10 protein-coding genes are annotated in these 12,385 nt (G+C 69.5%); 5 read left to right on the top strand and 5 right to left on the bottom strand.

Annotated features, from left to right (window positions below; genetic code table 11):
* Window positions 1-67: 67 nt before the first annotated feature.
* Window positions 68-931 carry a helix-turn-helix domain-containing protein gene (locus tag ACNFOC_RS21680; protein ID WP_416960747.1) on the top strand — a complete coding sequence of 288 codons (864 nt, stop codon included), beginning with the start codon at window positions 68-70 and terminating at the stop codon, window positions 929-931.
* Window positions 888-1,157, top strand: a complete 270-nt coding sequence (locus ACNFOC_RS21675; RefSeq protein WP_416960746.1) for a DUF397 domain-containing protein — start codon at window positions 888-890, stop codon at window positions 1,155-1,157. The genes ACNFOC_RS21680 and ACNFOC_RS21675 overlap by 44 nt, the downstream gene beginning before the upstream one ends.
* Here ACNFOC_RS21675 and ACNFOC_RS21670 read toward each other — a convergent pair.
* Complete coding sequence (locus ACNFOC_RS21670) at window positions 1,141-1,629, bottom strand: Rossmann-fold NAD(P)-binding domain-containing protein (protein ID WP_416960745.1); 489 nt, start codon at window positions 1,627-1,629, stop codon at window positions 1,141-1,143. The two genes, ACNFOC_RS21675 and ACNFOC_RS21670, sit on opposite strands and share 17 nt — an antisense overlap.
* Complete coding sequence (locus ACNFOC_RS21665; protein WP_416960744.1) at window positions 1,626-3,692, bottom strand: glycoside hydrolase family 31 protein; 2,067 nt, start codon at window positions 3,690-3,692, stop codon at window positions 1,626-1,628. Before ACNFOC_RS21665 ends, ACNFOC_RS21670 begins: the two co-directional genes overlap by 4 nt.
* Window positions 3,693-3,907: 215 nt before the next feature.
* On the opposite strand from ACNFOC_RS21665, the gene ACNFOC_RS21660 reads away from it, so the two are divergent.
* Window positions 3,908-5,884: an acetoacetate--CoA ligase gene (locus ACNFOC_RS21660; RefSeq protein ID WP_416960743.1), complete on the top strand. Its 1,977-nt coding sequence runs from the start codon at window positions 3,908-3,910 to the stop codon at window positions 5,882-5,884.
* A gap of 21 nt (window positions 5,885-5,905) precedes the next feature.
* Here the strand turns inward: ACNFOC_RS21660 and ACNFOC_RS21655 are convergent, their stop codons facing one another.
* Window positions 5,906-7,231 carry an aminotransferase class I/II-fold pyridoxal phosphate-dependent enzyme gene (locus ACNFOC_RS21655; protein ID WP_416960742.1) on the bottom strand — a complete coding sequence of 442 codons (1,326 nt, stop codon included), beginning with the start codon at window positions 7,229-7,231 and terminating at the stop codon, window positions 5,906-5,908.
* 111 nt (window positions 7,232-7,342) lie between these two features.
* On the opposite strand from ACNFOC_RS21655, the gene ACNFOC_RS21650 reads away from it, so the two are divergent.
* Both ACNFOC_RS21650 and ACNFOC_RS21645 read left to right on the top strand, forming a co-directional pair.
* Window positions 7,343-8,551, top strand: coding sequence for an MFS transporter (locus ACNFOC_RS21650; protein ID WP_416960741.1), 1,209 nt, complete (start codon window positions 7,343-7,345; stop codon window positions 8,549-8,551).
* Window positions 8,552-8,573: 22 nt separating this feature from the next.
* Complete coding sequence (locus ACNFOC_RS21645; RefSeq protein ID WP_416960740.1) at window positions 8,574-9,470, top strand: DUF8829 domain-containing protein; 897 nt, start codon at window positions 8,574-8,576, stop codon at window positions 9,468-9,470.
* A gap of 80 nt (window positions 9,471-9,550) precedes the next feature.
* Here the strand turns inward: ACNFOC_RS21645 and ptsP are convergent, their stop codons facing one another.
* Window positions 9,551-11,221, bottom strand: coding sequence for a phosphoenolpyruvate--protein phosphotransferase (gene ptsP / locus ACNFOC_RS21640; RefSeq protein WP_416960739.1), 1,671 nt, complete (start codon window positions 11,219-11,221; stop codon window positions 9,551-9,553).
* A gap of 78 nt (window positions 11,222-11,299) precedes the next feature.
* Window positions 11,300-11,749 carry a PTS sugar transporter subunit IIA gene (locus ACNFOC_RS21635; protein ID WP_416960738.1) on the bottom strand — a complete coding sequence of 150 codons (450 nt, stop codon included), beginning with the start codon at window positions 11,747-11,749 and terminating at the stop codon, window positions 11,300-11,302.
* Window positions 11,750-12,385 lie beyond the last annotated feature (636 nt).

The raw sequence follows: 12,385 nt of genomic DNA, 5'->3' as shown, positions 1-12,385 counted from the left end.
GGCAATGGCATGAATACAACCCGTTTACGGGTGCGCATTGTCGGGAGACGGAGACAGGGGGCTTCGCGTGCACATCGCCACGCTTGATCCAGGGGCGTCGCCGCTGGACTACTACGGCTACGAGTTGCGCCGCTATCGAGAAGCGGCCGGCCTCACCCAACGCCAGCTCGGCGTCATCATCAACTACACCGGGTCACTGATCGGCCAGATCGAGACCGCGAAGAAGCTCCCGACGCTGGAGTTCAGCAGGCAGGTCGACGCCGCGCTCAACACGGGTGGGTTGCTGACCCGGTTGCTTGATCTGGTGCTGCGCAGTCAACTCCCCGCGTGGTTCCAGCAAGTTGCCGAACTGCAAGCACGGGCCGTCGACATCTGCTCCTTCGAGGCGCAGATGATCCACGGTCTCCTCCAGACCGAGGAGTACGCCCGTGCCGTGCTCGGCACGCTGGACAAGAGCAACCTGGACGACCGGACCGCCGTACGCATGGCTCGTCAGCGCATCTTCGAGAAGAATGAGCCGCCGGTCTTCTGGGCGATCCTGAGCGAGGCCGCGCTGTATCTGGAGATCGGCGGCCGGCAGACCATGAGGAACCAACTGGCCCGCCTGTTGACCTATGAGGACGATCCTCGGATCAACATCCAGATCCTGCCGCACTCGGCCGGAGCGCACGCGGGGCTCCAAGGCTCGTACGACCTCTATCGCTTTCCGAGCGACCCGACCATCGTCTACACCGAGAGCTATGGAAGCGGGCATCCCACCGCCAACCCAGACACTGTCAAGGACTGTTCGCTCCGTTACGATCATCTCCAGGCCGCCGCCCTCTCCCTCAGGGATTCGGCGGAGCTGATCCGGCGCGTGATGGAGGAACGTTATGGGGAACAACGCGATGCCGACGGTGACTCAGTGGCGGAAGTCCAGCTACAGCGGTGATCAGGGCGGCAATTGCGTCGAGTGCGCGCCGCTCGGCCCGCTCGCCTGGCGTAAGTCCTCGTACAGCGGTGACCAGGGCGGCGACTGCGTAGAGATCGCCGAAACTCCCTGCCCCACCTCCTCCCTCGCCATCCGCGACTCCAAGACCCCGGCGGGGCCGATCCTCACCCTCGGCCCCGCCGCATTCACCACCTTCGTCAACTGGTCCGCTACGACGGCTGGTTGACCTCGAAGTAGTAGTCGTGGTCGAGGTCGGCGAGTAGGCCGATCCGGGTCGGGGTCCAACCGAACCGCTCTCGCGTCAGCGTGCTCGTGCCCACCAGGTCGGACGCGACGAAGTGGCCCAGCCAGCCGAAGTGGGCCTCGGCCTTCTCGACCGGCACGCTCGTCGTCGGTATGTCCAGCCGCTTGGCGATGACTTCGGCGATCTCCAGTCCGGGTACGCCCTCGTCGGCGACAGCGTGCAGCACCGTGCCCGCCGGGGCGTTCTCCAGAGCCAACCGGTACAGCACCGCCGCGTCGTCGCGGTGGACGGCGGCCCAGCGGGTGCTGCCGTCGCCGACGTATGCCGAGACGCCCTTGGCGCGGGCGATGTCGATCACGCCCGGGACGAAGGCGTGATCGCCCTCGCCGTGTACCTGCGGCAGCCGTACGACCGAGGAACGGACGCCCCGCGCTGCCGCCGCCAGGGCGGTCAACTCGGCTGGGGCTCCGTCGCCGTGTCGTACCAGCGCCCCCTCGGCAACTGCACCGCACGCCGGTCCGACCCCGGATCGAGCACCGGCGCCACCAGGAGGCAGTCGCCCAGCAGGAAGGCGTCCTCGCAGTCCCGTAGCGCGCGATCCTCCGGCACGCCCCACCACAGGGGCCGCACATAGGGCGCTCCGGTCCGCCGCGCGAGATGGGCCAGCGTCATGAAGTACGGCAGCAGCCGCCGCCGTTCGACGAGCGCCACGCGTGCGTGCTCCAGCACGTCGGCACCGAACTCCCAGGGCTCCCGACGCCCCGCCCGCAGGCTCGCGTGCGTACGGAACAGCGGCAGAAACGCGCCGAGTTGGAACCAGCGCAGATACAGCTCGGGCGACGGACTCCCGTCGAAGCCGCCCACGTCCGGACCCGAGTACGGAACCCCGCACAGCCCGAGCCCCATGACCAGCGACAGCGAGGCCCGCAGCCCCGGCCAGCCGGTGGCCACATCGCCGGACCAGGTACCCCCGTAGGACTGCATCCCGGCCCACCCGGAGCGCGAGAAGAGGAACGGCCGCTCCTGGGGAGCCAGTTCACGCAACGCCTCGTAGGCGGCCCTGGCCATGCACAGGGCGTACACGTTGTGCGCCTCGCGATGATCCCCACCCCGCCCCTCCAGGTCGTGCCGGGCCGAACGGGGCAGGGTCGACTCCCCGAAGGCGGTGAAGGACGTGGGCTCGTTCATGTCGTGCCAGAACCCCGTGAACCCCTGCGCGAGACGCTCCTTGTAGAGCCCGCCCCACCACTTCCGCACACGCGCGTGCGTGAAGTCCGGGAAAACGGCCTCCCCGGGCCATACGACTCCCCGCACCAGCCGCCCCGAGGCGTCCCGCACGAAGGCGTCCTCGGCCGTCCCGCTGTCGTAGACGGCGTTTCCCGGCTCGGCCTTCACCGCGGGGTCCACTATCGACACCAGCCGGATGCCGTCCCGCCGCAACTCCCCGGCGAGCACCGGCAGGTCCGGGAAGCGCTCGCGGTCGACCGTGAACACCTGGTGCTCGTCGTAGTGGTCGATGTCCAGGTGGACGGCGTCCAGGGGCAGGCCGTGCTCCTGGTAGCCGGCGACGATCCGTCGTACCTCCTGCTCACTGCCGAAACCCCACCGCGCGTGATGGTGGCCCAGTGCCCACGCCGGAGGCAGCGCGGGCGCACCGGTCAGCGAGGCCCATGCGTGCAGCACGCGCGCGGGGGTGCCGACCACCACCCAGCAGCGCAGCGGCCCCCCGTCCATCCGCAGCTCGGACGCCCCGGCCCGGTCGTGTCCGGAACCGGCGCCCTCCTCGCCCTCCCGCAGCGTCACCGTGCCGTCCCAGGAGGTGTCGTGGAACACCAGATGCGTGGCCGCGTCGGCGACCACCAACTGCATCGGCATGGTGATGTACAGCGGATCGTCACCCGGCGCGAACGCCCGCCCCGGGTCGGTGTTCCACAGCCGGTACGTCCCGTCGCGCAGCCGGGGGCCCGACGCGCGCCCGCCGAGCCCGAAGAACCGCGCGTCCGCCGCCACCTCCGACCGCTGCATCCAGCGAGCAGTGCCCCCGCCCACCGGCTCCCACCAGCGCGGCGGCAGATCCCGGCGCAGCGTCACACCTCCGGGCGTACGCACCTCGACCGCGCCGTGCCGTGACACGGCGACCGTCACCCGCTCCGCCACGACCCGCCAGCCGCCGTCCTTGTCCGGCTCCAGGACCGCCCGGGGGTCCGGCTCGGGGCACCGCCCGCCGAGCGCGTACGACGGCTCCGGACCGGCCCCGTCCCAGCCCCAGAAGACGGCCCCGTTCACGGCGACGGTGATGCACAGCTCGGAACGGCTGAACCGGATGACCCCACCGCCGGGCCCGGGCTCCGCCTCGCGCACCGGCCCGGGCACCCGGGCGCGCTCCGCCCCGCGCGCGGGCAGCCCGGTGGCGTCGGCACGCCTCCTGCGCCACGCCGCCCGTACGGTACGCAGACCCTGCGCCGCCCCCGTCGAGCCGACCACCTTCACCGAACGCACCAGGTCACGACCGTCCATGCTGCTCACCCTGCCATTACGGGTCCCCGATAACCGTGTCGTTCAACTGCCGTTCACCCGTGGTGGGACCACATCTTCACGACACGGACCATGTGGGGGCGCGCCCTGGTGCCGAAGTCGATCACATGGCATCGTCCGTGTCAGCCGCGTCACGCGCACACCCCCGCACGTGCGCGACCGACGCACACGACGCGCACAGTCCCGGGAGCCGCCCCATGTCGACCGCGAACCCCCTGCCGCTCTGGCAGCCAGATCCGGAACGCATCGCCCAGGCACAGGTCACCAGATTCCAGTCCTGGGCGGCCGAACACCACGGAGCCCCCGCCGACGGCGGCTACGCGGCACTGCACCGCTGGTCCGTCGACGAACTGGACACGTTCTGGCAGGCCGCCACGGAGTGGTTCGACGTCCGGTTCTCGACGCCCTACGCGCGCGTGCTCGGCGACCGCTCGATGCCCGGTGCGCACTGGTTCCCCGGAGCGACCCTCAACTACGCCGAGCACGCCCTGCGCGCGGCGGCGACCCGCACCCACGAACCGGCCCTCCTGTACGTCGACGAGACCCACGAGCCGAGCCCGGTCACCTGGGCCGAGCTGCGCCGCCAGGTCGGCTCCCTGGCCGCCGGACTGCGCACCCTCGGCGTACGCCCCGGAGACCGCGTCAGCGGCTACCTCCCGAACATCCCGCAGGCCGTCGTCGCCCTGCTCGCCACAGCGGCCGTGGGCGGCGTCTGGACGTCCTGCGCCCCCGACTTCGGCGCCCGCAGCGTTCTCGACCGCTTCCAACAGGTCGAACCGGTCGTCCTGTTCACCGTCGACGGCTACCGCTACGGCGGCAAGGAGCACGACCGCCGCGACACGGTCGCCGAGTTGCGCCGCGAACTACCCACCCTGCGTGCGGTCGTCCATATCCCCCTGCTTGGCACCGAAGCCCCCGAAGGGGCCCTGGAGTGGTCGGCGTTGACCTCGGCCGACGTGGAGCCCGTCTTCGAAGAGGTCCCCTTCGAGCACCCTCTGTGGGTCCTCTACTCCTCGGGCACGACCGGCCTCCCGAAGGCCATCGTCCAGTCCCAGGGCGGCATCCTCGTTGAGCACCTCAAACAACTCGGCCTGCACTGCGACCTGGGCCCCGAGGACCGCTTCTTCTGGTACACGTCCACCGGCTGGATGATGTGGAACTTCCTCGTCTCCGGCCTCCTGACGGGCACGACGATCGTGCTCTACGACGGCAGCCCCGGGTACCCCGACACGGCCGCCCAGTGGCGCATCGCGGAACGCACCGGGGCGACCCTCTACGGCACATCGGCCGCGTACGTCATGGCCTGCCGCAAGGCCGGGGTGCACCCGACCCGGGACTTCGACCTCTCCAAGGTGAAGTGCGTCGCCACCACCGGATCACCCCTGCCGCCCGACGGGTTCCGCTGGCTGCACGACGAGTTCGCAGAGAGCGGGGCCGACCTGTGGATCGCCTCGGTCAGCGGCGGCACGGACGTCTGCTCCTGCTTCGCAGGAGCCGTACCGACCCTCCCCGTGTACATCGGCGAACTCCAGGCCCCCGGCCTGGGCACCGACCTCCAGTCCTGGGACCCGAACGGCGTCCCCCTGGTCGACGAGGTCGGCGAACTCGTGGTCACCAACCCCATGCCGTCCATGCCGATCTACTTCTGGAACGACCCGGATGGCACCCGATACCACGACAGCTACTTCGACACGTACCCCGGAGTGTGGCGCCACGGCGACTGGATCACCGTCACCTCCCGGGGCTCCGTCGTCATCCACGGCCGCTCCGACTCCACGCTCAACCGCCAAGGCGTGCGCATGGGTTCGGCCGACATCTACGAAGCCGTCGAACGGCTCCCGGAGATCAAGGAGTCCCTCGTCATCGGCATCGAGCAGCCCGACGGCGGCTACTGGATGCCCCTCTTCGTCCACCTCGCCCCCGGAGCCGTACTGGACGACGCCCTCCTGGGCCGCATCAAGCAGACGATCCGCGAACAACTCTCCCCGCGCCACGTCCCCGACGAGGTCATCGAGGTCCCCGGCGTCCCGCACACCCTCACCGGGAAGCGCATCGAGGTACCGGTCAAACGCCTACTCCAGGGCACCCCGTTGGAGAAGGCGGTCAACCCGGGCTCCATCGACAACCTCGACCTGCTGAGCTTCTACGAGGACCTCGCGCGCAAACGCGCCTGATCGCCCTCCTGTAGAGGACGATCACCCTCCATAGGTGGCCTCGGACTCGCCCTCGCCGAGCACAGCGGCGAAGTCCAAGGCCAGCCGCACCGCGTCGGCCGGTCCGAGCTCGGCGACGGAGATCCGTACGCCCGGCTCGGACGACAGCCGGAACCGCGCCCCCGCGGCGACCCACCAGCCGTACGACCGCAGCCCGTTGACCACGGCGGACTCGTCCCGCACGGGCACCCAGAGATTCATCCCGCTCGCCCCGTGCGCCTTGATGCCCCGCCCGCCCAACTCCTTGCGCAGGGCTTCCCGGCGCAAGGCGTACGCCTCCTGGGCGTTCATCACCAACGCGCGCGTGCCGTCGTCCGTCATCAGCCCGTGGACGGTCTCCTGGAGGAGATGACTGACCCAGCCGGACGTCAGCAGGAACCGCCCGTCGTGCCGTGCCGACGTGATCGGATCACAGGCCGCCGCGGCCCACCGCAGGTCGGTGCCAAGGAATTTGCTGACGGTCCGCACATGCACCCAACGCGACAGCCCACCCGAGCTCAGCGACCACAAGGGAGCGGCCGCTACGGCGGACGCGTGATCGTTCTCCACGACCAGCACCTCCGGCTCATCCTGGAGTACCTCGACGAGCGCGTCCCGGCGCGCGGCCGAGAAGCAACCCCCGTACGGATTCTGTGCCCGGGGACTGCACACCACGGCGCGCACACCCGCCCGCAGCGCCGCACGCAGGGCATCGGGACGCATCCCCTCGTCGTCCACGGCGACAGGCACCATACGCAGCCCCAACGCCGTGACCAGATCCAGCAGATGGTGATATCCGGGGTCCTCCATGGCCACGGCGTCCCCGGGCCGCAACTCCACGGACAGCAGCCGCCCGATCAGATCCAGCGCCCCGTGCGCGAAGGTCACGTGCTCCACGGGCACACCGTCGGGCCGAAGCCAGTCCCGCACGGTCTCCTCCAGCCGCGCCAGCCGGGGCGTCGACCGGTGGGACCGTGCACCGGGGGACAGGCGGGAGGGTGGCACCAGAGCAGGCAGGAACGCGGGATCAGGGTGCCCGCCGGCCAGGTCCCGCAGGCCCTCCGGCACTCGGGGCGGCCGCCGTGACGCCACCGCCGGGGCCTGCGCGACCACCGTCCCGCCCCGCCCGCGCGTGACGACGATGCCCCGCTGCCGCAGCTCCTTGTACGCCGTGGCGACGGTCCCCGGACTCACCCCGAGCTCGTCCGCGAGCCGCCGCACCGGAGGCAGCGCGGCACCCGGCCCCAACGCCCCTTCGGCCACACGCCGTTCGACGGACGCGGCAATCCCCTTGGCCGTCGTACCACTGATCCCATATTGTATTGCCACATCGATCACTATGTACCAATACATAATTCAACGCAAGGGGGAGCAGTGGCTACGACGCGAGGCGCAGCCGTACGGCCGAAACGCATACCTGGAGGACGCGACGGCCGCAGAATGCTCGCGATCGCCCTCGTGGACCGCACGGGCAGCGGCCTGTGGGCCTCCGTCTCCGTCCTGTACTTCACCTACGTCTCGCATCTCTCCATCCCCCAGGTGGGCACCCTCGCCGCGATCGCCGGAGCCATCGGCATCGCCGGCGCACCCCTGGGCGGCCGCCTCGCCGACCGGTTCCCGCTCACCCGCGTCCTCGTCGGCCTCCAACTCCTGCGCGCCCTGGCCTCCTTTGCCCTGCTGACCACGGACAGCTACGTCCTGCTGATCACCGTCTCGGCCATCGGCGGCTTCGGAGACCGCGCCGCCAACGTGCTCACCAAGCTCTACGCCACCCGCGTCGCAGGCCCGGACCGCATTCGCTACCAGGCCATCAGCCGAACCGCGGCCAACGCGGGCTGGGCCCTGGGCGGCCTCACCGCCGCGGCCGCCCTCGCCCTCGGGACAACCGCCGCCTACCACTGGCTCCTCCTCGGCGACGCCCTCTCCTTCGTCGCAGTCGCGACCCTCACCGCACGCTGCGGCGAACCCCCGTCGCCGCAACGCACCGTAAGGACGTCAAAGGACGCGCCCTCCGCGAGCAAGCCACCGAACCCCTGGCGCGACCGCACCTACCTCGCGTACGTCGCGACCGAAACCGTCCTCTTCCTCGACGACGCCGTCTTCAAAGTCGGCCTGCCGCTGTGGATCGCCCACGCCAGCGACGCACCGCACGGCCTGGCACCCCTGCTGATGGTCCTGAACAACGTGATGGTGGTGGCGCTCATAGTCCCCCTGGCCCGCTTCGCCACCACGACGGCGGCCACCCGCAACCTGCTGATACCGCTCTCCGCGGCCTTCGTCCTGGGCGGTACGTCCCTGGCGTTCTCGTCCACCGGCGGAGCCGTCACGGCGACCGTGCTCCTCACCGCCTCGGCGGCCGCCTTCACCATGGCGGAAATACTGCACGCCACCATCTCGTGGGAACTCTCCGTCGCCCTCGCGCCCGACACCGCGCAAGGCACCTACCTCGGCGTGCACGGACTCGCCCAGTCCACCCAGCGCAGCATCGGCCCACTCGCGGTCACCGCGGCCATCGCCACCGGCCCCGTCGGCTGGACCGTCTTCGGCGCCGCCATCGCTCTGACCTGCATGATTCAACACCGCCTGGTCCGCGAGCCCCTCGCTCGGACGCCGTTGTCAGTGCCGCCGGTTACTGTGAGTGAGCATTGATCAACCGCGCACAGGGGGAAACATGGCGCACACCGACCACCAGACCATGCGACGCGTTCTGCGCCGCGAAATCGCAGGCACCATCGGCCTGTTGACCGACGAGCAGGACTTCAGCGCCATGCGGCGCTATCGCAGCTTCACCTTCGACGACCACACGGCTTACCTCCAGCAGGTGGAGGCCCTCCTCAAGATCCGCGCCTCCCAGGGCAGCCACACCAGCGTGGCCCTCTTCGACCCCCAGGAATACGCCGAGTTCTGCGCCGACAGCGGCCTCGACCCCGACATCCCGTCGAGCCGCACCCGCTTCACCGCCGAACTCGCGGCCACCGGCCCCACCCTGCTCTACGAGGGCCAGCCGCTGGCCGACCTCCTCCCGGCCCTGGTCGACGAGGCCGTCCGCCAGGCGACCTGGGAGTACGCGACCACACTCCTCGCCCGCCTCGGCGCCTGCGCCTCCTGCGGCGAGGACATCGGCCGCGCCGCCTTCACCCGGGCCTCCGGCCTCCTCGTCCGCATCCTAGACACAGCCCGACCCGGCAACCGACACCTCGTCTGCAGCGTCTCGGGAGCACCGGAAACCCTCGTCTCCGTACTCCACGCCGACCAGGACGAGGACGGAACGACGCACATGGACGACGCCGAGGCCCTCGAATTCACCACGATCCTCGCCCTCGGCCTCGCCACCCGAAGCCCCGGCGGCCTCGTCATGCGCACCACCAGCCCCAACACCACCGACTGCATCTACGGCTGGCGCCTGCGCGGCGACGGCCTCGAAGCCCTGACCGCAGGCGAGGTCTTCGACGCCTACTGCACCGACGTCGAATCCGGCGACCTCATCTCCCCGGAATCAGGCGTCGACTACTGCGTACCGCCCGACCTCGGAGACCTGGAGCAACCCCCGGGAGGACACCACCACTGAACACGCCAGGGGCGCCCCACCCACTGGTGAGGCGCCCCTGAACCACAGCCGACGGAAGGCTCCCCACCCGAACTGTTCGACTATTCGCCGGACAGCACTGCCTGAGCCGCCGCTCGCGCCTCCTCGGCGCTGTCCGCGGCCCGCGCGGCCAGCGCGGCCCGCTCGCACTGAGCCAGCGTGTACTTCGCCAACATCGACCGCACATAAGGAATCGAAGCCGCACCCATGGAAAGCGAGGTGACCCCCAGCCCGGTCAGCACACAAGCCAGTAGCGGGTCGGACGCGGCCTCGCCGCAGACACCACAGCTCTTGCCCTCGGCCTTCGCCCCTTCGGCGGACATCGCGACCAGGTCGAGCAGCGCGGGCTGCCACGGATCCTGCAGACGGGACACCGCACCCACCTGACGGTCGGCGGCGAAGGTGTACTGCGCGAGGTCGTTGGTCCCCAGCGACAGGAACTCGACCTCCTGCAGAATCGAGCGCGCCCGCAGCGCGGCCGACGGAATCTCCACCATCGCACCGAACTTGGCCCGCAGCCCGGCCTCCCGGCACGCGTCCGCGAACGCCTTCGCGTCCGCACGGTCCGCGACCATCGGAGCCATGACCTCAAGGTAGACCGGCAACCCCTCGGCGGCCTTCGCGAGGGCTGTCAGCTGGGTGCGGAGCACGTCGGGGTGATCGAGAAGCGACCGCAGACCGCGCACACCCAGGGCCGGGTTCGGCTCATCGGCGGGCGTCAGGAAGTCCAACGGCTTGTCCGCGCCCGCGTCCAGCACACGCACGACGACACGCCCCTCGGGGAACGCCTCGAGCACCTGCCGGTAGGCCTCGACCTGCTTCTCCTCGGACGGCGCGTTCTTGCTGTCGTCCAGAAAAAGGAACTCGGTACGGAAGAGCCCCACGCCCTCGGCCCCAGCCTCCAGGGCGGCCGGCACATCAGCAGGACCGCCGACATTGGCCAGCAACGGCACCTTGTGTCCGTCTGAGGTGGCACCAGGACCCGTAGAAGCGGAGAGAGCGGCCTTGCGCGCGGCGGCCGCGGCCTCCAGCTGCTCCTTCTTCTCATCACTGGGGTTCACGAAGATCTCACCGGTGCCGCCGTCGACGGCGACCACCGTGCCCTCGGCCAACTCCCCGGCCCCCGGCAGCGCCACCACGGCCGGCACACCGAGCGCCCGCGCCAGGATCGCGCTGTGACTCGTCGGCCCGCCCTCCTCGGTGACGAAACCGAGCACCAGCGTCGGGTCCAACAGCGCCGTATCGGCAGGCGCGAGGTCACGAGCAATAAGGACGTACGGCTCGTCGCTGTCCGGGACACCCGGCATGGGCACCCCGAGCAACCGGGCGACGATACGGTTCCGCACGTCATCGAGGTCGGCCACCCGGCCGGCGAGATACTCACCGGCACCGGCCAGCAGAGCACGGTAGGCGGCGAAGGCGTCGTACACGGCCCGCTCCGCGGTACTGCCGACCGCGATACGTCGTTCCACGTCCGCCATCAGCTCGGGGTCCTGGGCCATCATGGCCTGCGCCTCGAGCACCGCCTGGGCTTCGCCCCCTGCCAGATTGCCGCGCGCCATCAGGTCGGCCGCCACAGCGTCCACGGCTTGGCGGGCGCGCCCCTGTTCGCGCTCCGCGTCCTCCACCGGAATCTGCTTGGCAGGCGGTTCCAGAACCGCCGTCCCCATATGCCGAACCTCGCCGATCGCCACACCGTGGCTCACACCGACGCCTCGCAGCGTTGTCTCCATCTCACCCGTCTCCGATAGTGCGGCGGGTCCCGCCGCCGCGGTGGTTGTCCTGCTCACCGTCGTACGACGGTCTTGACGTCACTCCCAGGTGAAGAGACTGTCGCCGGCCTTCACATCGCCGTCCTCGCGGAGACCGGAGAGGGCATCGGCCGTGGCTTCGAGAGCCACGACCGGGCACACCGGGGACTTGCCGGCGGCCTCGACGGCAGCCGGGTTCCAGCGCACGACGCCCTGGCCGCGGGTCACGTTGTCGCCCTTGTTGACGAGCAGCTCGAAGCCCTCGCCGTTGAGTTGCACGGTGTCGATGCCGAGGTGAGTCAGCACGCCGTGTCCCTCACCGTCCACGACGACGAAGGCGTGCGGGTGGAGGGAGACGATGACTCCGTCCACGGGAGAGACGGCCTCGGAAGGTTCACGTACGGGGTCGATGGCCATGCCGGGGCCGACCATGGCTCCGGCGAAGACCGGATCCGGCACCTCCGTCAGTCCGATGGCACGTCCTGCGAGAGGGGACGTCACGCTGGTCATGGGAAGCCTCCCAGGGGTGGATATGTGATGGGGCCGTCACTGCCTGTCCCGGACGGCACACTGTGCAGCAGGGTATGTCATATGTAGTACCGGTTCCGCCTGAGAGGTCCGGATTAGTGGTCTAGACCACACCTCGAATCGATTTGCACCCGCTCTACGGCCGCATGTATAGTCGTACTCCTGCTTGAGGCCGAGCGACGCGATCAAGCGTCTTTGCTTGACTTGGCAGCACCCAACTTGTCAGATCCTATCCCGGGGTCATCTTCTGCATGCCTGCAGGACGGTGGTCAGGGGGCCGGAAAAACACTGATAGAGTTTGGAACACCGAAGGGAAGCCCGGAGGAAAGCCCGAGAGGGTGAGTACAAAGGAAGCGTCCGTTCCTTGAGAACTCAACAGCGTGCCAAAAATCAACGCCAGATATGTTGATACCCCGTCTCCAAACATCGATGTGATGTCTGGGGCGAGGTTCCTTTGAAGAAAACATACAGCGAGGACGCTGTGAACGGTTGGGCTTATTCCGCCTGACTGTTCCGCTCTCGTGTATGTGCACCGGCTGTATTAATTTACTGGCCGAGTAAACATTCACGGAGAGTTTGATCCTGGCTCAGGACGAACGCTGGCGGCGTGCTTAACAC

This window comes from Streptomyces colwelliae, assembly GCF_048158785.1.
In the GTDB taxonomy this organism is placed as follows: Bacteria; Actinomycetota; Actinomycetes; order Streptomycetales; family Streptomycetaceae; genus Streptomyces.
The sequence above is the reverse complement of the archived record's forward strand: the minus strand, read 5'-3'. Positions and strand labels throughout refer to the sequence as shown.